This is a genomic window from Corynebacterium gerontici (assembly GCF_003813985.1).
Lineage (GTDB): Bacteria > Actinomycetota > Actinomycetes > Mycobacteriales > Mycobacteriaceae > Corynebacterium > Corynebacterium gerontici.
The window spans coordinates 388,319-410,192 of the sequence record NZ_CP033897.1 but is presented as its reverse complement, the minus strand read 5'-3'; the positions used below and the strand labels follow the sequence as shown (position 1 = coordinate 410,192).

Sequence of the window (21,874 nt, the reverse complement as noted above, 5' to 3'; positions counted from 1 at the left end):
CCACATTTGTGCAGGTCAGAGAGCTAAACAGGCCCCTTGCTGGGCACACACCCGCGTGCCACACTTGGGTTCATCAGCCGGTCAGCAACGATCGACTCGATACAAGGGAAGTCAAGATGGAAGGAGAGGGTTGTTTGATAGCTTCGCCGCTTCATCCGGCTAGCAGGAACGAGCAATCAGACCGCTAGCGCCGGAAAACCAGCTCGAAGAAAATTGCGCGTTGAGGGACATTGTAATTTTCACAGTTGCCCACCATGAGGGCACCACGGGAATGACTTGGTTGAGGGGCCAAGCCCGAGGTGAAGGTGAGCAAGCGAGAGCTGGTGTGAGGCATCTTCCTTTTGAGATAGAGGGTTACGCAAACTGGGCAGTCGAAAGACTGCCCAGTTTGTTATTTACACCGGAAGATATTTTTCCAGCGCCTCGATTATCTTCATCTCATCCGGCTCCAGGCTGGGGGCAAAACGCCCAACCACCTTGCCCTCGGGTGAGACCACGAACTTTTCAAAGTTCCACTCGATTCCCGGCCCGTCCCCAATGAGGTAGCTATACAGCGCGGTATCCAAAGAGCCTTTGGCCAGCAGCGGGAAGCTCACGCCGTACTTGGCGTATTCCTTAGCAATCTGCTTATTGCTCAAAGGCTCTTCTTGGAAATCATCGCTTGGCACGCCGATAACAAACAGCCCGCGCTGCATATAGTCCTGGAAGAGTTCTTCTAAGGTTTCCAACTGCTCCGTGTAGCCGCACTTCGAGGCGGTATTGACAATGAGCAGGCAGTGGCCTTGGAAGTCGGCCATGGTGGAGTCACGGCCATCGGCATAGGTGATGGGGATATCAAAGAAATTCATATCCCCTACTTTGCCTTTATTCGCGCACGCCCGCAGCCTGATTGGCAAGCCATGCGTACTCGAATGCGGTTTGGTGCCACTTTTCATAGCGGCCAGACACACCACCATGACCTGCCACCATCTCCGTTTTGAGCAGGAACTGCCCACCAGTGGCGGTGGCGCGCAGTTTGGCAATCCACTTAGCCGGCTCCACGTAGAGCACGCGCGTATCGTTCAGCGAGGTTACTGCCAAGATATTGGGGTAATCCTTGGCCTCAACGTTCTCATAGGGAGCGTAGGAGGCCATGTACTCATATACCTCCTGCTCGTGCAGCGGGTCGCCCCACTCATCCCATTCAGTGATGGTCAGTGGAAGCTCGGGCATGAGCATGGAGGTCAGCGGATCCACGAAGGGCACCACGGCCTCGATGGCCTTGAAGCGATCCCCAGCAAGGTTGGCCACAGCCCCCACCAGCATGCCCCCAGCGGAGCCACCCTCGGCCACAAGCTGCTCTGGTGTGGTCACACCGCGTTTGATCAGGTGATCTGCAACGGCGATGAAATCGGTAAAGGTGTTCTTCTTGGTCACGGTCTTGCCCGTGTCGTACCAGCCACGGCCCATCTCGCCACCGCCGCGAACATGGGCCACGGCGAAGATCATGCCGCGATCCATCAGCGATAGGCGCGCCACAGAAAAGCCCGGATCAATGGACATCTCATAGGAGCCATAGCCATAGAGCAAGGTGGGGTTGGGTTTGCTTATATCCAGGTCCTTGCGGCGCACCAGGGAGATCGGGATGCGGATGCCGTCTTCAGCCTGCGCCCACAGGCGAGTGGCTACATAATCATCGGCGTTGTAGTGGTACACCTCGCGCTCTTTGAGCACGGTGCGTTTGCCGGTGGCTACCTCGTAGTCAAAGACTTCACCCGGCACGGTGAAAGAGCCATAGCTCATGCGCAACACCGGTGCGTCCCACTCAGGATTGCCTGAAGAGCCCACAGAGTAGAGCTCCTCTTCAAATTCGAGCTCCTCGAAGGTGCTAAAGCCAGGATCGAGCTTCATCACCGCAACGCGCCCGATGGCACCTGCGCGGTAGCCCACTACGATTTGACCAAGGTAGGTATCCACGCCTTCGATGCGTACGTCATCGCGGTGCGGGATCAGGGTGGTCATCTCGGTTGGGCGATCCAGCGGCGCCCAGGCCACCTCGAAGTTCGGGCCGGAGAAGTTGTGGGTGACAATCCACAAGTCCTCGCCTTCCACGATGGCGTGGTCAAGGTCGTATTCCTTGCCCTTTTCACGCGGAATCACACACTCGAATTCGCCTTCGGGGTTGGTTTGCTCCAGCACCCACACCTCGGAGGTGATCTTGGAGGCCACCTCGATCATGAGAAAGCGATCGCTGCGTGTGGCACCAATGCCGACGTTGAAGCGCCCGTCTTCTTCACGGAACACGCATACGTCCTGCTCAACAGGGGTGCCAAGCTTATGGCGCCACACCGAATCCGGGCGCCAGGCCTCGTCCACGCGCTGATAAAACAGGTAGTCCTCCCCCGCCCACGTCGCGCCGTAGAAGGCATCGGGGATTTCGTCGACAAGCAACTCGCCGCTATCAAGGTTTTTGATCCGGATGGTGAAGCGCTCATCGCCGGAGGTGTCGGTGGAATAAGCCAGTAGCTTGCCTGAATCGCTTATCGACGCCGCGCCGAGGGAGAAGAACTCGTGGCCTTGGGCGAGCTCGTTCAAATCGAGCAGCACCTGCTCATCGGCAGGCGGGGTGGACTCGTCGATCACCGGCGGCACCCAGGTGCCCAGCTCAGCGGGAACACGGCAAGAAAGCCCATAGCTCTTGCCCTCCACGGAGCGGCTGTAATACCAATACGCGCCCTTGCGCTGCGGCACGGACATGTCCGTTTCCTTGGTGTGCTTCTTGATCTCTTCAAAGATGTTCTTGCGAAGCGTGGCCAGGTGCTCGGTTTCCTGCTCGGTGTAGGCGTTTTCCGCCTCCAGGTACTGGATGGTCTCATCCGATTCCTTGTCACGCAGCCACTCGTAGTTATCCACGAACTCAAAGCCGTGGTGGGTGCGGGTCTTGGGATGGATGGGGGCAATGGGTGGATTGAGCATGCGCCCCATCGTAGCCAGTGGGGTCCGATTGCTGGGGGTGCCGGACTCGGATGTGGGGCTAGCCTGAGGATTCAGGCGGGCTGAGGCGACTTCGCGCACCTCGATCCTGATGCTGATTGATCAAGGCTTGAAAGATAACTGATGGGCTCGCGCATTTCTTCAGTGGCGCGATCCAGATCCTGCACCTGGGAGACGGCGCCCAGCGCTGGGCATTCCAATACCCACACGTCCTGGGCACCGCGTTGTGCGACGACGACGAAAGTTCGCATGGTTCCAACATCTCTGTTTTTCCTTGCGCTTCCGCCGCACGAAGCCCCTTACTGCTGTTTCGGCGTCTGTTCCGGGACCTTGCGCGTTTGTCCCGGTTATTCAGCAGCAATAGAACGCGCTCATTAGGTGTTAGCCCACCCGAAGGCGCGCCTGCTCAGGCGCAGAGTCTTCAGCCTCCCCCGCCACGGCAGTCGGAATCACGACGGGTAGATCGCGGTGGCTGAAAATGTCGGTGTGCACCTGGTACACCTGCTGCAACAGCTCCGGGGTGAGCACATCTTCGGGCGTGCCCTGAGCCAGCAACTTGCCTGCGTGTAGGACGATAAGCTCGTCGCAAAGCCTGGCGGCCAGATTGATGTCGTGGATCGCCACCACGCCCAATGCCCCAGTGGCGCGCGCCCGCTCGCGCACTGTTTGAAGCACGAAGAGTTGTCGGTGCAGGTCAAGGGCGGAGGTGGGCTCGTCTAAGAGCATGACCTCGGGGTTGCTCACCAGCATTTGGGCCACGGCCACCATTTGACGCTGCCCACCAGACAGCTCCGAGAGGTAGCGCCCGGCGATCTCGCCGAATCCCAGGGCGGCAAGCACTTCGCCTGTGGCTTGCATCGGGTCCTCGCAGACCCGCCGCGCGGAGATCAGCACGGACTCAAAGGCGCTGAGCGCCACCGATTCCGGAAGGCCTTGGGGCACATATCCTGGCCGCTCCCGTGTTCCCCGAAGCAGCACCTCGCCGCCCAAGCTTTTGTGCACCCCGGCGATGGTCTTGATCAGCGTGGACTTGCCGCAGGCGTTGGGGCCCAGCAGCCCGACCAGCTTCCCGCCTTCAAGTGGCGCGCAGCTCACGCCTTCAAGCACCACGCGCGAGCCGTAGCCTACCGATACATTGCGAAGTTCCAAGCTCACCATAGAGAACGCCTCCTTGTAAGGACGATGGCAATGAAGAAGGGAACGCCGAGCACTGCGGTGACAATGCCGATGGGGATGGCCAGCCCCGGGCGCACGAGCAGACTGAGCGCGTGTGCAGCGCACATCACCGCAGCTCCTGCAGCCATCGATGCGGGCAAGAATGTGCGCTGATCTTCACCAACGAGCATGCGGGCAATGTGCGGGCCAACCAGGCCAATGAATCCTATGATGCCGGCAAAGGCCACCGTGGTGGCAGCAATCAACGACACCAGCACCAAAACCACGATGCGTAGCCTGGCTACGTCGATACCCATGGCGGCGGCGCGGGCGTCGCCAAGCCTTAAAGCGGTAAGTTTCCAGCTCAGTGCCCAGAAAATCGGCACAGTCACAACTAGCACGCCGAAGAGAATCGCGTTCGCCATCCAATTGGCGCGGGTAAGCGAACCCATGGACCAGAACACGATCTGCTGCAGCGCGTCGGCCGAGGAGTGGTACTGCATCAACGCAAGCAACGCCTGGAAGAAGAACACCAGGCCGATGCCCAGTAGCACCATAGTCTCAGCACTCGCACCGCGGAAGATGGAGGCCACCACAATCACCACCGTGGCGATCGCCGCGGAACACCAAGCCATGAGTGCGATATTGAGCTGCGGCTGGCTGATGACCTGGATTTGCAAAACGATGGACGCTGCCCCGCCAAACGCCGCCGACGCCGAGATCCCAAGCGTGAAAGGTTCGGCCAAAGGGTTGCTCAGAATGGTCTGCATCTGCGCGCCAGCCAGCGACAGTCCAGCCCCAACCAGTAGCGCCATCACCGCCATGGGCAGACGAAGTTTCCACAGAACAGTTTTGGTCTGTTCGTCCAGGGAGGAGGGGTTGAAGATGGCACGGAGGACGTCGAAAAGCGAAATGTCCAGTGCGCCAACGGCAGTAGAAACCACAAATGCCACAAGGGTGACAGCCGTGAGGCCCAGCACGATGGCGAGCCGTTTACGAACGGTATGCCGGTGCTGGGCTACGAGCGCCTGGGCGTCAGGCTTGGTGGCAAGAGCCGTCACTTGCTTGCCTTTGCGGTGCTGAAGAAGGTGCCCTCATCGCCAATCGGCGAGTACTGCTCCTGGGATTCGCTCCAAGCGGCGTCCACGTCAACGTCCTTGAAGTGATCCGGGTTGACCCACTTTGCAATCTGCAACAGAGCTACGTAGTTGAAAGGCGAGTTGTAGAACTGGTGCCACATGGCGTGGAAGGTGCCATCTTCGAAGGCTTTGAGCTGATCAAAGCCGGGCTGCAGCTCAACGGCCTTATCCACGGAGGCCTGAGCCTTGGCTTGGTCAATGTCGTAGCCGAGTGCGATGTAGCCAACAGCACCATCTTTGCCTACCTTGGAGCCCCAGTCGCCGCCGGTGGCGATGATGGCCTCAGGCTGCATTTCGAGCACCTTTTCGGGGGTCACCGCACCCGATTCGGCGTCGAGGACTTCATCGCCGAGGTTCTTGCCCCCAGCGAAGTTGATGAGCTCGCCAATGTTGGCATCATTCCAGGTGCCGCAGCAATCGCTAATGCCCGCCGCGCGCCAGAGGAAGGTGCGCTTGCCTTCGCCCTTGGCGGCCTTTTCCTTCACCTCATCGACCACCTTCTGCCACTGGTCGTTGAACTCCTCAGCCTTGTCCTCGTGGCCGAAGACCTTGCCAAAGATGGCCATGGAACGCGTGGTGTTCTCGATGGGATGCTGGCGGAAGTCGATCATCGCGTACTTCAGGCCAGCGTCATCCATCTGCTTATCCAGGCCGGTGGTTTTGGCGGCGTCGTATTGATCCATGGTGAGCAGCAGGAGGTCAGCGTCGAGGCTCACGAGGTTTTCTACCGTGACGTCGCCCTTTTTCACCGAACCGATCTCGGGCAGATCATTGACCTTGGGGAATTGCTGCTCAAAGTGCTTGTAGTAATCAGGGGTTGCACTCTTGAGGTCGCTACCCAGGGCCACCACATGCTCCAGTGGCTCCTCTTTGTTCAGGATGCCGGTGGCAAACACGCCGCGCCCCTCGCCAAGCACCACGCGCTCGGGAGCTTTGTCCAGGCTGACTTCGCGGCCGGCGACGTCAGTGATGGTGAAGTTGCCTTTGCTCGCTGCTTCTTCGCTTGTCGACGCCCCCTGCTGCGCATCCGAGCAGCCCGCGAGGATCAGGCCGCTCGCGGCAACGATGGCGCCCAAGCGCTTAATGGGTTTCAGCATGGATTGCCTCCCTTTTCCCTTGTTTATGGCGTGAAAAACCGGAACAGGGAAAGATTAGGCAAGGCTTAACTTTTTGACGAATACAGGGGGTTGCTCCGGAGAAGATAACCGAGAGCGTGAGGTGACATCGGTTGCGCTCTTTCAATGGCGAGCACGGCAGTCATCTAACAAGCCCCCTAAAGCACTGATCACCCCAATCTACCCTCAAACGGGGGTGCTGCGCTATTTCCACAACAAAGCTCAACCTCAAAAGAGATGGGGCAACATTGCTCTTAGCGTGAGCGCCTGCTTACGTCGGGCACACCACCTACACACCACTTAGACGCAGCAGCCGATCCAATCGTGGAACTTCTTGCCGGTGATTCGCTCAAAGGCCTCGATATAGCGCTCACGCGTTGCCTCCACCACTGAACCAGGCAGGTGTGGCGGGTTCGCGGTGGACTTCATGTCCCAACCTGACTTGGGGCTGGTAAGCCAATTGCGCACATACTGCTTGTCAAAGCTCGGCTGCACCTGGCCGGGCTCATATCCATCCGCCGGCCAGTAGCGGGAGCTGTCGGGGGTGAGGACTTCGTCGGCAAGCACCAAGGTGCCGTTTTCATCGATGCCGAATTCCAGTTTGGTGTCGGCGAGAATGATGCCGCGCTCTTCGGCCAGTTTGGCGGCTTTGCTGTAGATGGCGAGGGTGGCGTCGCGAAGCTCGTTGGCACGGGCCTCCCCCAGTTTCTCCGCCACGTACTCAAAGCTCACGTTTTCGTCGTGGTCGCCCAGGTCAGCCTTGGTGGCGGGAGTGAAGATCGGCTCGGGCAGTTTGCTTGCCTCTTCCAGGCCTTCGGGCAGCTTCACGCCACACACGGAGCCCGTGGCCTCGTATTCCTTCAGGCCAGAGCCGGTGAGGTAGCCGCGCGCCACGCATTCAAACGGCAGCATCTTGAGCTTCTTGCACACCATCGCGCGACCCAGTACCGATTCGGGGATCGCGGGATCGTCGATAGACCCAGCCAGGTGATTGGGGAAGTCAAGATTCTCGAAAAAGTACATGCTCATCGCGGTGAGCACGCGCCCCTTGTCGGGAATTTCGGGATCCAGGATGTGGTCGTATGCGGAAATCCGATCGGAAACCACCATGAGCAGGCGGTCCTCGTCGATTTCGTACATCTCACGGACTTTGCCCGCAGACAAGTGTGCATAAGTTGAAAGCTCAGGGCGCATAAATCCACAGTGTAGACTTCACGCCCCGCGCCCGAAACTCAGATGCTCTAGAGAATCTCACCGGGGGTGTATTGGGCGGCCTCTGGGTAACGATTGATCAGGTCACGCACACGAGCCAGCACACGCTCCACCTGCGACTCCGCGGAGCCAATAAACGCATGACGGTCCGCCAGCGCCGCCTCAATCTCCTGCTGGTTCATGGGCAGACGCTCATCCGCTGCAAGCTTTTCGACGAGCTCCTGTTCCCCACCGTTTTCGCGCATATTCAGCGCCACTGCCACGGCATTTTCCTTGATCACTTCGTGGGCGGTCTCGCGGCCCACGCCGGCGCGCACCGCGGCCATGAGGATGCGGGTGGTGGCGAGGAAGGGCAGGTAGCGCTCCAATTCGCGATCGATCATCGCCGGGAAAGCGCCGAACTCATCCAAGACGGTGAGGAAGGTTTCAAACATGCCGTCGATAGTGAAGAAAGCGTCCGGCAGAGCTACGCGGCGCACCACGGAGCAGAACACGTCGCCCTCATTCCACTGCTGGCCAGAAAGATCAGCCAGCATGGTGAGGTAACCGCGCAAGATCACCTGCATGCCGCCCACGCGCTCGCAGGAGCGGGCATTCATCTTGTGCGGCATGGCCGAGGAGCCCACTTGGCCTTCCTTGAAGCCCTCCGTGACCGTTTCATTACCAGCCATCAGGCGGATGGTGGTTGCGAGGCTGGATGGGCCAGCGCCCAACTGCACCAGGGCGGATACGGCGTCGAAGTCCAGGGAACGCGGGTAGACCTGGCCCACGGAATCGAAGACATTGGCGAAGCCCAGATAATCAGCGATCTGCGTTTCCAGGGAGGCGAGCTTGGCCTCGTCGCCACCAAGAAGGTCGAGCATGTCCTGAGCGGTACCCATCGGACCCTTGATGCCGCGCAGCGGGTAGCGGCTGAGCAGGTTTTCTACCCGCTCGATGGCGACGAGCATCTCTTCTGCGGCGGAGGCGAAGCGCTTGCCCAAAGTGGTGGCTTGTGCGGCAACGTTGTGGGAACGGCCAGCCATCACCAAGGTTTTGTAACTCGCGGCGTGCTCAGCCAGGCGGGACACGACGGCCACAGCCTTGCCGTGGATGAGCTCCAGGGAACGGAAGACTTGGAGCTGCTCAACGTTCTCGGTGAGATCGCGGGAGGTCATGCCCTTGTGCACGTGCTCATAGCCAGCCAAGGCGTTGAACTCCTCGATGCGCGCCTTCACGTCGTGGCGGGTGACCTTCTCACGCTCCGCGATGCTGGCCAGATCCACCTGATCCAGCACATCTTCGTATGTGCGGATGGCTTCGGCGGGGACGTCCACGCCCAGTTCGCGCTGCGCCTTCATCACAGCGATCCAGAGCTGGCGTTCAAGCACCACCTTGGACTCAGGGCTCCACAGGCTTGCCAGCGCCTCGGATGCGTAGCGGTTGGACAGGACGTTCGCGATTTTCTTTTTAGCCACGCCTTTTAGTATCGCACGAAGGCGCCGATGGGGTTTGGTGGTTGCACCCGGTGGGTGGGGGTTGGGCTGAAGTAGGTGTAGGTGCCCCAAGTCACGAGCGATTTACGATAAGACCCAATTTTCAAGCTGTAAAGATTTCAGTGGCACGAACGGTTTTTATCCAGCCCTCTCTCAAACAAATTTGTACTACCAAGAGACCTGCCATAAATCTTCACACTGACGGACTCGTTCACCATCTCTGCTTTTGTTTTAATAGTTTCAGGAAGTTCTTTCTCAAATTTCTGTGCGCTGGAAATTTTGGGGTCCGAAAGAAGTCTTCTTCTGATTTGGACAAGTGGTTTCGGCTAACTTTCTCAGCCAAAAGCGTCAGCGTGCACAATAGGTCCGCCGATTGAAACAGAGAATAGTCAGCAGGTTTCACCTTTCGGAATTGAGTCTCGATAGGCATCTTTTCAAAAATCGCTTGCAGGAGGGCGCTGATTTCCGCCTGGCCACCATCATAGTAAACAATGATCCTGCCGAATTGACGAAGATATTCCCCAATTTCACCAAGCCAGTCTTCAACCCGGTTATTCAATTCACGGTATATCTGGTCAGCGCTGCCGTTTCGACTTTTCTCTACCAGGAAGGAATTCCACAAAATCTCGCTATTTCTCGTAAAAGTAGCAAGCGCCGAGAAGAGAGCCCACCTCTCTTTCTTGTCTACAAAGCGATAGTCTGACTCTCTGCGAATGAGCGGAGCGGTGTGGATGCTATGGCACCCTGACCAGCCATGCTGCTCCAAGACATAGTGAATTTGCTGCAATTCAGACTCGATACTCTCACCCTGGTCGTGCAGAACTAGGCCTAAGATGTAGTACGGCGAGTGAGGGGCGAAGGGGCCGAAATCACCGGATTCATCGACAAACACACTCAGTTCCCGCAATTTCACCCCGCCATGCATCGTTTAAGCCCCAATTGAAAAGGAGGCGAGGCTTAAGCCTCGCCTCCTTTTGGTGGGGATATCCCCACCTCGGGGGTGGACCAGGATCTCTCGATCAGCCCAAGTGCTTTATAGGTTAGCCAATGACAGAACGCGATGCAATAGCTGGGACATCCGGCCAGATCGTCAGTCTGTGACGCACAGCGTATGGAAAAATAACCTGCAGTATCGCCCACCAATCGTAGACATGTAGGACTCGGACAACCCTACCGCCACGAGCACCACGCCAATGCCGAGGCTAGTGCTGTCCTTTTTCAATGTTACGGAGGGCAAGGCCGGATGCGCCGATCAAATCGGCACGCTGCTATCTAGTCAGCATGAATCATTTCCTCGCGTTCCGAATCGAAATGCCGAGTTCATCCGCAGATGCAACGCCAGCGGGCGAGGCGCCCATCCCACGCCGACCGAGAGTTCAATACGCTCTTCCCGGCTCTCGGCCAACCTGGTGGAACCTTTCTTCCGATTCAACCAATTTCAGCTTCCAACGGACGCACAAATCGCCTTAAAGGGAAGAATACTTCCTCCAATTTTCGCCCCCCCCTGGCGCCAAAAACAGCCGAGCCATGGAAACTTCCACGCTGAGCAATGGAAACTTCCACGATTATTCGTGGAAACTTCCACGCCCCCAACCCCACCACCTCCCCGCAACCCCACAAAAGATCCACCACGCGGGAACGTCGAAAAGCGAAGCAAACATCCATGCCAAACCGCGCATATACTCAGGTTCCATGGGAGATGCAGTGAGCACCGAGTCTTATACGCCCCGCCAACGCACGCGCTACCGCCAACGCCTCATGGATGACCTGGAGGTGTTTGATAGGCATCTGCAAGAAGCAGAATTCATTGATAAGGGCACCATCGGCCTGGAGCTGGAGCTCAACCTCGTGGATGAGGATATGCAGCCAAAGCTCTGCAATGCCGATGTGCTTGACGCGCTGCCCAAGGAGCACGCCGATGAATACCAGTCCGAGATCGGCGCCTACAACGTAGAGCTCAATCACCCGCCGCTTTCTATTTCTGGCGATGGCCTGCGCGAACTGCGTGATGGGCTGACCAAACGCCTCACCACCATCCGCGATGCCGCACACAAGGCCGGCGCGGAGGTGGCCATGATCGGCACCCTGCCCAGTGTCACCACCGATTTTTTGCACAACCCGGATTGGATGACGCCCGAGAATCGCTATAAGGCGCTTTCTAATTCCGTTTTGGAATCGCGCGGCGAGCTGGTGCGCATCGATGTGGAGCGCCAGGAGCGCTATCACGAGGATTTTGAAGATGTTGCGCCCGAATCCACCTGCACCTCCATCCAGCTTCATCTGCAGGTAGCCCCCGATCGCTTCGCCGCGGCGTGGAATGCCTCGCAGGCCATCGCCGGTGTGCAGGCAGCGTTGAGTGCCAACTCTCCGCTCTTCGCAGGCCATAAGCTGTGGCACGAGTCGCGCATTCCCGTATTCGAGCAGTCCATCGATACCCGCACGCCCGAGTTGATCACCCAGGGTGTACGCCCGCGCGTGTGGTTTGGCGAGCGCTGGATTACCAGTGCCTTCGACCTCTTCGAGGAAAACGTTCGCTACTTCTCCCCGCTCCTGCCCGAGGACCGCGTGGAGGCAGGCACCCCGATCATCACCGACGGCAAGCCCGGCCTGCACTACTTGAACCTGCAAAACGGCACGATCTGGCGTTGGAATCGTCCGATCTATGATCCAAACACTGAGCTTTCGCACATCCGCGTGGAAAACCGCCTGCTTCCGGCAGGCCCGAGTGTGGCAGATATCGTCGCCGACGCCGCCTTCTACTACGGCTTGGTCAATTTCTTGGTTGGCCAAACTCGTCCCGTGTGGTCGCGCCTTTCCTACCAGGACGCCACCAGCAACTTCTTCGCCGGCGCCCGCGATGGCCTCTACGCCCACCTTGAGTGGCCTACCCTTGGCCGCATTCCCGTATCTAAGCTCGTCACCGATCACCTGCTGGAGTACGCCGAGCAGGGCTTAAAGCAGCTTGAGGTGGATCGTGAGCTTATCGACGAAAACCTGAGCATCATCGAAGGCCGTGCCCGCACCCAGCAAAACGGTGCCACATGGCAGCTCGTGACCCTAGAAAACGCCACCGCCGCCATTCTGGCTGAGTCGAAGGGCGAGCATTCAGCAATCGATCTGCTGGATGCTCCCGATTCGCCGCGTCGCCGCGAGGCCATCGCTCGGATGCTCAAGGCCTATATCGCCAATCAGCAAAGCGGCGATCCGGTGCACACCTGGCCCACGGAGATCTAGGAAACCTCCACCACCAGGTGCACCTTCTGGTGGTCACCCGCTTTGATGACGGTGAGCACATCGCCATTGCGGATCACTTCCACGCGTGCGGGCAGGAGCACTGGCTTGTGGAACTCCGCGCGCACCCGAACAGCCTCGCCCATGCGCCCCTCTTGTCCCGCGAGCACCGCCGCTAGCGTGAACATGCCGTGGGCGATGGTGCGCGGGAAGCCGAAGAGCTTGGCACCCAGCTTTGAGGTGTGGATGGGGTTCTTATCCCCCGATGCCTCGGCGTAGCGGGCCACATCGGCAGGGGTGAAACGCAAGAGTGCCTCGGGGGTGCGCGCGCGATCCACCTGCGCTTCTAGCCTGCGGGCACCATCTTGGCCCCGGGTTCGCACGGCCGTGGGCGCCTTGGATGAGAACTTCGCCCCCACTTTGAGGAAGGTGGAGTTTTGTTCCCACACCAGTTCTTCACCCACGAACACCCGCGTGATCATGTCCACCAGCAACCCACGGCGATGCGGGCGCAGATTCTCGGCGCGCACCTCAGCACTAAACTCCTCCCCCACCCGAAGCGGGCGGTGCTGCTGGATCTCATTGGCCAGGTGCACCACGCCCATGGGTGCGAAGGGGAAGGTGGGATGGTTCATGCACAGGATGGCCAGGGGAAACGCCAGCACATAGGGGTAGAGCATCGGCGCCTCATTGCCGAGACGAAAGCCCGTGGCCTCGCAGTATGAGGCCAGGTGATCCACGTCGATGCTTAAACCTTCAACACGAAAGCCCACCTGCGGGTCATCGTCGGCGCTGCGCTTTGCCCCAAGTGCCTCGACGGCAGCGCGCCGGTACAGCGCGCTGAGCTCGGGGACGCTTTCAAGAGTTTGAATCTGCATGCCTTCCCCTTATGCGCCCATGATGTTCTGACCGCACACGCGTACCACGTTGCCGCTGACTGCGGAGGATGCGCGCTGGGCGAAAAACGCCACGGTTTCGGCCACGTCCACCGGCTTGCCACCCTGTTGGAGGGAGTTCATTCGCTTGCCAATCTCGCGGGGGCCAGTGGGCATCGCGTCGGTCATCGCCGTTTCGATGAAGCCCGGCGCGACCGCGTTGATGGTGGATCCTTGCGCTGCAAGTGGGCCACGGAGGGCGTCGACAAGCCCGATAATGCCCGCCTTGGTGGTGGCGTAATTGGTTTGGCCGCGATTGCCGGAGATACCCGCCATGGAGCTCACGCCGATCACCGCGGCGCCTTCGGCCAAATCGCCGGAATCCAGTAGGCTCTGGGTGATGCGCACCGGTGCCATGAGGTTCACGGCGAGCACTTGATCCCACTGCTGCTCGCTCATGTTCACCAGCAACTTGTCGCGGGTGATGCCGGCGTTGTGCACCAGCACGTCGATGCTGCGCCCGTAGCGGGACTGCGCGTGCTCGGCGATTTGCTGCGCGGCGTCCTCGGCGGTGACGTCCAGCGGGAGCGCGGTCCCCTTGACCTTGTTCGCGGTGGCGCTCAGGTGCTCACTTGCGCCCGGCACGTCCACGCAGATCACCTGGGCTCCATCGCGGGCCAGCACCTCGGCGATGGTGGCGCCGATGCCTCTTGCAGCGCCGGTGACCAGCGCCAAACGTCCTTCCAGCGGCGCATGCCAATTCTCTGCCGGGGTGGCGTCTTGCGTGCCCACCCGGATGATCTGGCCATCCACGAATGCAGATTTGCCCGAAAGCAGGAAGCGCAAGGTGGACTCCAGCGGGGCGAGCGTTTCCACGCCCTGCGCAACGTACACCAACTGCACGGTGCCGCCCTTGCGCATTTCTTTGGCAAGCGAGCGGGTAAATCCCTCCAGCGCGCGGGCGACGATGCGCGCCTCACCGTCAAGTTCGCCCGGTTCCGCGCCGATCACGACCACGCGGGCGCTGGGTTGCAAGTGGCGGAGTTGCGGGTGGATGAAGGTGTAGAGCTCGCAAAGATCCTCGAGGCTGCGCAGCGCGGTGGCGTCAAAGACGAGGGCTGCGCGTTTGGTTTCCGAAGCAAGCTGGAATTCTGGGCCCGCGATTTCATAGTCGGCCTGCAACGCCTGGCGGATCTCTTGGCTGAAGCGCCCCGCTCCCCCGAGCACGAGGAGCCCGTCGAGCGAAGGCTTGGTGGGGTCGAATCGCCTCAGCGGATAGCCCTGGGGCACGCCTGCCTTGGCTGCCACCGATGAGTTGATAACCCGGGTGAGCAGGGATGATCCGGCATTGTTGGAGCCTTTTTTCTTTGCGGCCACGACATTCCTCCAAAGTTTGTATAGGATGTGAATCACAGCCTAACGTGACAACGCTTACATTTCAAGGTAAAAGCGCTTTGAGTCACTTTATATTCTTTCACTAACAAATATAACGGAGGAGTTCATCATGACCTATGAGAACACTCAACGCCGCGTGGGTATCCTCGGCGGCAACCGCATCCCCTTCGCACGCTCCAACAAGCAGTACGCGAAGGCTTCAAACCAGGACATGCTCACCTCCGTCCTCGACGGTCTCATCGCCCGCTACGGGCTCCAAGACGCCCGCCTCGGGCTGGTCGCTGGCGGTGCAGTGCTCAAGCACTCGCGCGATTTCAACCTCACCCGCGAAGCCGTGATGGGATCCCACCTCAATTCCGCCACCCCAGCGCTCGACGTGCAACAGGCGTGCGGAACCTCCCTCGCGGTCACCATCGCCGTAGCGGACGCCATCGCGCTCGGCCGCATCGAGTCCGGCATCGCCGCAGGTAGCGACACAGCATCGGACGTGCCACTCGTGCTTGGCGACGACCTCCGCCGCACCCTCCTGCGTGCAGCCTCCGCCCGATCCGTAGGGGATAAGCTCAAGGCCCTCGCTTCCATCCGCCCCGCCCAGCTCGCACCCGAAGCACCACAAAATGGCGAGCCCCGCACCGGACTTTCCATGGGCGAGCATGCCGCGATCACCGCCCGCGAATTCGGCATCAGCCGTGAGGCGCAGGACGAACTTGCGCTCGCGAGCCACCAGCACCTGGCCGCCGCCTGGGATGCAGGCTTCTTCGACGATCTCACCACCAGCTACCTCGGCGTCAATCGTGACACGAACCTTCGCGCCGACGCCTCCCTGGAATCGCTAGCCAAGCTCAAGCCCGTCTTTGGCAAGAAAGACGCCGAGGCGCACGGCACCGTCGCAACCATGACCGCAGGTAACTCCACGCCTCTTACAGACGGGGCCTCCGCAGCACTGCTGGGCACCGAGGAATTCGCCAATGAGCACGGCCTGGACGTCCTGGCTTACCTGGTGGACGCGGAAGTCGCCGCCGTCGATTTCGTGCACGGCAATGAGGGACTGCTGATGGCGCCCACGCATGCCGTCGCAAAGCTTCTTGAGCGCAACAACCTCACCCTCCAAGACTTTGACTACTACGAGATCCACGAGGCCTTCGCCTCCCAGGTGCTCGCCACGCTCGCCGCCTGGGAATCCGAGGAATACTGTCGCACGAACCTCGGCCTCGACCACGCCCTCGGCTCCATCGACCGGACAAAACTCAACGTCAAGGGTTCCTCGCTTGCCGCCGGGCATCCATTCGCCGCCACCGGCACCCGAATCCTCGCCACCGCCGCCAAGACCTTGGCGCAGCGCGGCTCCGGACGCACCCTCATCTCCATCTGCGCCGCAGGTGGCCAGGGCGTCGCAGCAATCATCGAACGCTAGAACAGGAGAAGATCATGATCACCAAGAACACCCAAGCCGCCCAACCCGAAGAGCGTTCCCCCAAGCAACTGCCGCTCGAACCCAAGGCCTCCGTTGCCCAAGATCTGCTCAAGCTTCTCGACGGCAACTCGCGCGAAACACGCCAACTGCTGCGCGAAACCCTCAACGACCCAGCATTCTTCCCCGATGACGACGCTTCCTACCTGGAACAGCGCGAAATAACCCTCGAACTGACTAAGCGCATCGGCGAACTGGGCGTCTTCCAGTCCGGCTTCGCGCCTGACTCCGGTGGCCAAGGGGATTCACTCCCCGGAGTAGCCGCACTGGAATCCGTGGCCATGGTCAATGGCTCGCTCGCCGTCAAGTCCGGCGTGCAATGGGGCCTATGGGGCGGGGCCGTGGATCAGCTCGGCACCGAACGCCACAAGGAATGGGTACGAAAGGCAGCCAGCTTGGAACTGCCCGGCTGCTTCGCCATGACCGAGCGCGGCCACGGCTCCGACGTGCAAAACCTCGAGACCACCGCCACCTACGACCCAGAGACGGATGAGTTCATCATCCACTCCCCCAGCCCCTCCGCGGCAAAGAACTACATCGGCAACGCCGCAGCACATGGCCGCGCGGCGGCAGTATTCGCGCAGCTTTTCACCCCCGACGGCGAGCGCCGATCCCACGGCGTGCACTGCCTGATCGTGCCCATCCGCGACGAGGACGGCAACCCCATGCCGGGCGTTTCCATCGGCGACCACGGCCACAAAGGCGGCCTGCTGGGCGTAGACAACGGCACGCTCATGTTCGACCACGTGCGCATCCCACGCGAGAACCTGCTCAACCGCTTCGCCGACGTCGACGAAAACGGCAAGTACTCCTCCCCAATCGAATCGCGCAACGGGCGCTTCTTCACCATGCTCGGAACCCTAATCCGCGGGCGCATCGCCGTAGCGGGTGCTGCAGGAGGAGCCACGAAGGCCTCCCTGGACATCGCGATTCGCTACGGCATGCGCAGGCGACAATTCCCCGGCGCCACCGGCGAAGAAAAGCACCTCATGGAGCACCGCAACCACCGACGTCGCCTGCTCATCCCTCTAGCACGCACCTACGCGCTGTCCCTGCTGCAAAACCAGATCATGGAGCGTTTCCAGGAGCAGACCTCAGCGCAAGCATCCGGAGAGTGGTCCGTCACCGAGCCCACCAAGGAGCAGATGTACGCTGCGCGCGAGATGGAATCACTGGCAGCCGCAGTAAAGGTAGCGCAGACGGCGCACGCCAACAAGACCATCCAGGAATGCCGCGAGGCATGCGGCGGCGCTGGTTACATGAGCGAAAATCGCCTCACCACCTACCGCAGCGACGCCGACGTCTTTGCCACCTTCGAGGGCGATAATGCCGTGCTCATCCAAATGGTGGGCAAGAACCTACTCACCGCCTACGCCCGCGAAATGAACAACCTCTCGCCCTGGGACATTGTGAAGTACGCGGCCAACACCGCAGGCGATGTGGTCTCACGCCGCAGCGGCTTCACCACCCGCCTGCAGGGCATGATCGATGTGGTGTCGGATCGCGAGAAGTCCCTCTTCGACCCGGACTACCAGGCTCGACTGCTTGACGATCGCGCCAAGAACGTCCTCGGCTCACTGGTGCGCCGTATTCAGGCCGCGCGCAAACAAGATCAGATTGCCGCAGCCGCGACGGTCGATAAAGCCCAGGATCATATGATCAATGCCGGTTGGGCGCGTATCGATGCGCTCCTTATCCAGGCGATGGTCGCAGCAGAGGAGCAGCTTCCCGAGGACTCCGAAGCGCGCATGGTCTTCGAGCAACTGCGCCACCTGTTCTTCTTCTCTACCGTGGTAGAGCACGCCGGTTGGTACCAGGAGCACAACCTCCTGCCAGCCGGACGCCTGAAGGCAGCACGGGCGGCCATCAATGACCTGGTGGATTCGCTCGCCCCTTGGTCCATGGTGCTCGTCGATGCCCTCGGCGTCCCCCATGAGGTTGCCGAGGTGCCTATGCTCAACGATGCAGGAGTGGACCGTCTGGAGGCCTAGGCCACAGCCCGCGCTAGTCGGTGGTACCGAAGCGCTCTAGCTCGTCCGGGTGGCCTGCTGCTAATACCAGGTCACCCGCGCGTAGAACCATATCCGACTCGGAGGGCCCGAAACGCCCACCAGCGCGACGAACCGCGATGATTTGCACGCCCTTGATGTCCGACACCTTCTTGCCTAGGTAGGACACCGGGGGCGCAACCTTTTCAATGGCGTAGTCACGATCAAACTCGGCATATTCCTGGACGCGACCATTCATGAGGTGCGCAATGCGTCGGCCGGTGTCCTGCTCCGGGCGGATCACATGGTGCACGCCGATCTGGCGCAGAATTTTCGCGTGTGGATTGTTCACTGCTTTGGCCCAGATGCTGGGCACTTTCAAGTCCACCACGGTGGAAGCAGTGAGCAGGGAGGCGCCCATGTCGGTACCGATCCCAACTACTACGCGCGAAGCCTCGTCAACGGAAAGCTGACGTAACGCTTCCACGTTGGTGGTGTCGGCAGCGGCCGCGAAAGTGAGCACCTGCGATGCTTTGTCCACTACGGACTCATTGCTGTCGATGCCTAGAACTTCTACGCCGGTATTCACGAGCTCCTCGCCGAGCGCCATGCCGAAGCGGCCCAGGCCGAGGATGACTACGGGGGCGTGATTGTGGTGCTTAGCCAATGAGGGGCCTTTCGTCGGGGAAACAGTACAAACGTTTACTGTCTCGGCTAGCAAGTGCAGAAACTAGAGAGACTGGACCGATACGGCCAGCGAACATCAGCACAACAATGACGAGCTGCGCCACTTCGGGTAAATCTCCGGTGATGCCGGTAGAAAGCCCAACAGTACCGAAAGCACTGACCACCTCGAAGCTTACGCGCATAGGGTCAAATTGCGGTGCGACCAGCATAATCACCATGATGGCGCTGACCACCAGCAGCCCAGCCATCACGGTCACGGCGATGGCCTGACGCACTGAGCGGTTGGGGATGCGACGCTTATGCACGAGTACATGTTCATCACCGCGAACTTCAGCCACCATCACGGCGAGAATCACGGCCATGGTCGTGATCTTCATGCCACCAGCGGTACCACCGGTACCGCCACCGATGAACATCAAAATATCGGTGAGCACCAGGGTATTGGGGTGCATCGCGCCAATGTCCACGGAGTTAAAGCCCGCGGTACGCGAACTCACCGAGTGGAAAAACGCCGCAAGCACCTTGGTCTGCGTATCGAGATCCTTAAGCACCCCGGTCCATTCACTAATCACAGTTCCAAGAAATCCTACTGTGAGGAGCGTGACAGTACCTACCATCACGAAAACTGCAGAGATAGAGAAGCGAGGAGGAGCTTGTCGACGCCTCCGTGACCTCCATCGACGATAAAACTCAAGCAGCAGCGGAAAACCTAAGCCACCGATAATGATGGCGAAGGAAATCGGGAGAATGATGACCCAATCCCCCACGAAGCCCACCAGGTTGTCGCTCTTGAGCGAGAAGCCCGCATTGTTGAAGGCGGAGATCGAGTGAAAGGTGCCCTCCCAAAGCGCCGCTGGCCACTCGTAGCCAAGAGAGCGGAAACGCGTTGTAAGGATGATACCCACCACGGTTTCCACCGCCAGTGTGAAGGAGATGGTGGCAATGAGCAGGCCTTTCACCTCACCCAATTGCCTCCCGCGGCCCTCCGCTGCGGCGTTGAGGCGGCTTCGCACACCAATTCTTCCAGCCAGCACCCAGCTCACAAAAGTTGTGAGGGTCATAATGCCCAAACCACCAAGCTGAATGAGGATGAGAATGACGAGCTGACCAAAATGGGTCCAGTAAGTGGCAGTATCGACCACAATCAGGCCCGTCAGACACACCGATGATGTCGCGGTGAAGAGTGCAGTAACTACATCTGAGCCCCCGTCCCCCACCGTTGCTATTGGCAACAAAAGCAGCAGGCAGCCAACGAGAATCAGACTCGCGAAACTGCCCGCCACTAATCGAGCTGGTGTTTTATGCACGACGCAGTACCTTACTCGCGCATGTCAGCCCCTACAATCCCTCGAAAGACTCATTTACCCGAGATGCTGATCTCGCCTTGCTCAGCCTTCGCAGCAATATCGCTGCGGTAGAAAGATCCCACCAAAGAAATGGTGTGCATGATCTCATACGCCCGGGCCCGTGCATCCGCCAGAGACTCGCCGACACCAATCACATTGAGCACCCGACCTCCAGCCGAAAGCAACTGCCCGTCGCGCACTGAGGTCCCCGCATGCAGCACCCCTTCACAATCAGCACCATAAATCTCCGCGCCGGTCACCGGATCCTGAGGGTAGCCCTCAGCAGCCAGCACCACGGTCAGCGCATAGCCTTCGCTCCACTCAAGAGGCGGGAGTTCGTCGAGTCGCCCCTCTGCCACCGCGCGCAGCACCCCACCAAGTGGTGTTTTGAGCAGCGCCAGCACCGCTTGAGTTTCTGGATCACCGAAGCGACAGTTGAATTCCACCACCGCAGGGCCATCTGCGCCCCAGGCCAATCCCGCATAGAGCAGTCCGGAATAGGGGGTGCCTCGTTTCACCATCTCCTTAGCCACAGGCACACAGATTTCATCCACGATTCGCTGGGTTGCATCTTCAGGCAGCCACGGCAGCGGTGCATAAGCACCCATGCCACCGGTGTTCGGTCCCTCATCATTTTCATAGGCGCGCTTGTGATCTTGGGCTGGCAGCAAGGGCACCACTGTCTCGCCATCAACCAGACAGAAGAGGGAAACTTCAGGGCCGTCGAGGAAGCTTTCGAGCAACACCGGGTTACCAGCGTCGAGCACGCTGCGGGCATGATCGCGAGCAACCTCGCGGTCGTCCGTAACTACCACGCCCTTGCCACCCGCGAGGCCATCATCCTTGACAACGTAATGAGGTCCAAAGCGATCCAGTGCAGCATCCACGGCTGCTTGGTTTTGATCTGGCTGAATACTTTCGGCCCGGGCGGTGCGCACACCGGCGGCCGCCATCACGTCCTTAGCAAAGGCCTTGGAACCCTCGATCTGCGCCGCAGCCTTACTGGGGCCAAACACCAGGAAGCCGGCCTCACGCAGCACGTCGGCCACGCCCGATACCAGCGGCACCTCGGGGCCAATCACCACCAGATCGGCTTCCACCTGCTTAGCAAGCTCAAGCATCACCTGTGCATCATCCACTTGGGTGGCTTCTGGGTGGCAGGTGGCAATCTTGGCGATGCCGGGATTGCCGGGAGCCGCATGCAGTGCTTTCACTGCCGGATCGTGATGAAGGCCAAGCGCGAGCGCATGCTCACGGGCACCGGAACCAATCAGAAGAATGCGCATGCAACCAGTGTATCTTTCGACCTCACGGCGGGTACCCCCATTGAAGCGGGTGCGAAAAGGGCGGCGTGGGGCGTCGAAAAGCTGGCAATACCATTAGTCTTGGAGGGCATGAGCGTATTTAGCAAGATCATCGAAGGTGAATTGCCCGGGCGATTCGTGTACCGCAGCGAGGATGTGGTGGCATTTTTGACCATCGAGCCCCTCACGTACGGGCATGTGCTGGTGGTTCCGGTGAAAGAAGTAGACCGTTGGACGGATCTGGATGCCCACACGTGGGGGCGCCTGAACGAAGTCGCTCAAAAGGTTGGCCAGGCGATTATCAAGACCTTCGACGCCCCGCGCGCGGGGTATGTGATTGCGGGATTCGACGTACCTCACACCCACATCCATGTCTTCCCAACCTCTCGCATGGCGGACTACGACTTCTCGCAGGCCATGGCGATGGACGAGACTGATCCCGAACGCATGGACGATGCAGCCGAGCGCATCCGAGCGGCACTCGACGCCTAAATGGCCCTGCTGAAAT

At 59.9% G+C, this 21,874-nt stretch carries 18 protein-coding genes; 4 read left to right on the top strand and 14 right to left on the bottom strand.

Going from position 1 to position 21,874, the window contains the following annotated elements:
- Positions 1-395: 395 nt before the first annotated feature.
- From CGERO_RS01920 to CGERO_RS01880, 9 genes are all read right to left on the bottom strand, one after another.
- A complete protein-coding gene (locus tag CGERO_RS01920) occupies positions 396-848 on the bottom strand; it encodes a glutathione peroxidase (protein WP_123933222.1) in 453 nt (150 codons plus the stop codon).
- A gap of 16 nt (positions 849-864) precedes the next feature.
- A complete protein-coding gene (locus CGERO_RS01915; protein WP_123935858.1) occupies positions 865-2,964 on the bottom strand; it encodes a S9 family peptidase in 2,100 nt (699 codons plus the stop codon).
- Between the two features lie 62 nt (positions 2,965-3,026).
- Entirely contained in the window at positions 3,027-3,224 is a 198-nt protein-coding gene (locus CGERO_RS01910) for a hypothetical protein (protein ID WP_123933221.1), read from the bottom strand.
- A gap of 130 nt (positions 3,225-3,354) precedes the next feature.
- On the bottom strand, positions 3,355-4,131 hold the full coding sequence (locus CGERO_RS01905; protein WP_123933220.1) for an ABC transporter ATP-binding protein: 777 nt from the start codon (positions 4,129-4,131) through the stop codon (positions 3,355-3,357).
- Entirely contained in the window at positions 4,125-5,189 is a 1,065-nt protein-coding gene (locus CGERO_RS01900) for a FecCD family ABC transporter permease (protein ID WP_123933219.1), read from the bottom strand. The genes CGERO_RS01905 and CGERO_RS01900 overlap by 7 nt, the downstream gene beginning before the upstream one ends.
- Entirely contained in the window at positions 5,186-6,364 is a 1,179-nt protein-coding gene (locus CGERO_RS01895) for an ABC transporter substrate-binding protein (RefSeq protein ID WP_123933218.1), read from the bottom strand. Before CGERO_RS01895 ends, CGERO_RS01900 begins: the two co-directional genes overlap by 4 nt.
- A 318-nt stretch (positions 6,365-6,682) precedes the next feature.
- On the bottom strand, positions 6,683-7,576 hold the full coding sequence (locus CGERO_RS01890; protein ID WP_123933217.1) for a phosphoribosylaminoimidazolesuccinocarboxamide synthase: 894 nt from the start codon (positions 7,574-7,576) through the stop codon (positions 6,683-6,685).
- A 47-nt stretch (positions 7,577-7,623) separates the two neighbouring features.
- Entirely contained in the window at positions 7,624-9,051 is a 1,428-nt protein-coding gene (purB, locus tag CGERO_RS01885) for an adenylosuccinate lyase (RefSeq protein WP_377017969.1), read from the bottom strand.
- Between the two features lie 229 nt (positions 9,052-9,280).
- A complete protein-coding gene (locus CGERO_RS01880) occupies positions 9,281-9,961 on the bottom strand; it encodes a DUF3800 domain-containing protein (RefSeq protein ID WP_123933216.1) in 681 nt (226 codons plus the stop codon).
- 800 nt (positions 9,962-10,761) lie between these two features.
- Between CGERO_RS01880 and CGERO_RS01875 the strand changes: the two genes are divergently transcribed.
- Positions 10,762-12,303 carry a glutamate-cysteine ligase family protein gene (locus CGERO_RS01875; protein WP_123933215.1) on the top strand — a complete coding sequence of 514 codons (1,542 nt, stop codon included), beginning with the start codon at positions 10,762-10,764 and terminating at the stop codon, positions 12,301-12,303.
- Here the strand turns inward: CGERO_RS01875 and CGERO_RS01870 are convergent.
- The gene (locus CGERO_RS01870; RefSeq protein ID WP_123933214.1) at positions 12,300-13,178 is read right to left on the bottom strand and encodes a MaoC/PaaZ C-terminal domain-containing protein; all 879 of its coding nucleotides are present in this window, start codon (positions 13,176-13,178) and stop codon (positions 12,300-12,302) included. The genes CGERO_RS01875 and CGERO_RS01870 overlap by 4 nt on opposite strands.
- 9 nt (positions 13,179-13,187) lie before the next feature.
- Positions 13,188-14,552, bottom strand: coding sequence for a 3-oxoacyl-ACP reductase (locus tag CGERO_RS01865; protein WP_245998859.1), 1,365 nt, complete (start codon positions 14,550-14,552; stop codon positions 13,188-13,190).
- 127 nt (positions 14,553-14,679) lie between these two features.
- On the opposite strand from CGERO_RS01865, the gene CGERO_RS01860 reads away from it, so the two are divergent.
- Complete coding sequence (locus CGERO_RS01860; RefSeq protein WP_123933213.1) at positions 14,680-15,984, top strand: acetyl-CoA C-acetyltransferase; 1,305 nt, start codon at positions 14,680-14,682, stop codon at positions 15,982-15,984.
- Between the two features lie 14 nt (positions 15,985-15,998).
- Entirely contained in the window at positions 15,999-18,032 is a 2,034-nt protein-coding gene (locus CGERO_RS01855) for an acyl-CoA dehydrogenase family protein (protein WP_123933212.1), read from the top strand.
- Positions 18,033-18,045: 13 nt separating this feature from the next.
- On the opposite strand, the gene CGERO_RS01850 is transcribed toward CGERO_RS01855, so the two are convergent.
- Genes CGERO_RS01850 through purD form a run of 3 tightly spaced genes read right to left on the bottom strand, consistent with a single transcriptional unit; the run spans position 18,046 to position 21,348 of the window.
- A complete protein-coding gene (locus CGERO_RS01850) occupies positions 18,046-18,696 on the bottom strand; it encodes a potassium channel family protein (protein WP_281271035.1) in 651 nt (216 codons plus the stop codon).
- A complete protein-coding gene (locus CGERO_RS01845) occupies positions 18,689-20,023 on the bottom strand; it encodes a TrkH family potassium uptake protein (RefSeq protein WP_123933211.1) in 1,335 nt (444 codons plus the stop codon). Before CGERO_RS01845 ends, CGERO_RS01850 begins: the two co-directional genes overlap by 8 nt.
- 50 nt (positions 20,024-20,073) lie before the next feature.
- Positions 20,074-21,348, bottom strand: a complete 1,275-nt coding sequence (gene purD / locus CGERO_RS01840) for a phosphoribosylamine--glycine ligase (protein WP_123933210.1) — start codon at positions 21,346-21,348, stop codon at positions 20,074-20,076.
- Between the two features lie 108 nt (positions 21,349-21,456).
- Between purD and CGERO_RS01835 the strand changes: the two genes are divergently transcribed.
- Positions 21,457-21,858, top strand: a complete 402-nt coding sequence (locus tag CGERO_RS01835; RefSeq protein WP_123933209.1) for an HIT family protein — start codon at positions 21,457-21,459, stop codon at positions 21,856-21,858.
- The last annotated feature ends 16 nt before the right edge of the window (positions 21,859-21,874 follow it).

Bases quoted from the DNA above. Each gene is read 5' to 3' on its own strand.
- CGERO_RS01920 (WP_123933222.1), bottom strand. From the start codon at position 848: ATGAATTTCTTTGATATCCCCATCACCTATGCCGATGGCCGTGACTCC.
- CGERO_RS01915 (WP_123935858.1), bottom strand. From the start codon at position 2,964: ATGGGGCGCATGCTCAATCCACCCATTGCCCCCATCCATCCCAAGACC.
- CGERO_RS01910 (WP_123933221.1), bottom strand. From the start codon at position 3,224: ATGCGAACTTTCGTCGTCGTCGCACAACGCGGTGCCCAGGACGTGTGG.
- CGERO_RS01905 (WP_123933220.1), bottom strand. From the start codon at position 4,131: ATGGTGAGCTTGGAACTTCGCAATGTATCGGTAGGCTACGGCTCGCGC.
- CGERO_RS01895 (WP_123933218.1), bottom strand. From the start codon at position 6,364: ATGCTGAAACCCATTAAGCGCTTGGGCGCCATCGTTGCCGCGAGCGGC.
- CGERO_RS01890 (WP_123933217.1), bottom strand. From the start codon at position 7,576: ATGCGCCCTGAGCTTTCAACTTATGCACACTTGTCTGCGGGCAAAGTC.
- CGERO_RS01875 (WP_123933215.1), top strand. From the start codon at position 10,762: ATGGGAGATGCAGTGAGCACCGAGTCTTATACGCCCCGCCAACGCACG.
- CGERO_RS01870 (WP_123933214.1), bottom strand. From the start codon at position 13,178: ATGCAGATTCAAACTCTTGAAAGCGTCCCCGAGCTCAGCGCGCTGTAC.
- CGERO_RS01860 (WP_123933213.1), top strand. From the start codon at position 14,680: ATGACCTATGAGAACACTCAACGCCGCGTGGGTATCCTCGGCGGCAAC.
- CGERO_RS01855 (WP_123933212.1), top strand. From the start codon at position 15,999: ATGATCACCAAGAACACCCAAGCCGCCCAACCCGAAGAGCGTTCCCCC.
- purD (WP_123933210.1), bottom strand. From the start codon at position 21,348: ATGCGCATTCTTCTGATTGGTTCCGGTGCCCGTGAGCATGCGCTCGCG.
- CGERO_RS01835 (WP_123933209.1), top strand. From the start codon at position 21,457: ATGAGCGTATTTAGCAAGATCATCGAAGGTGAATTGCCCGGGCGATTC.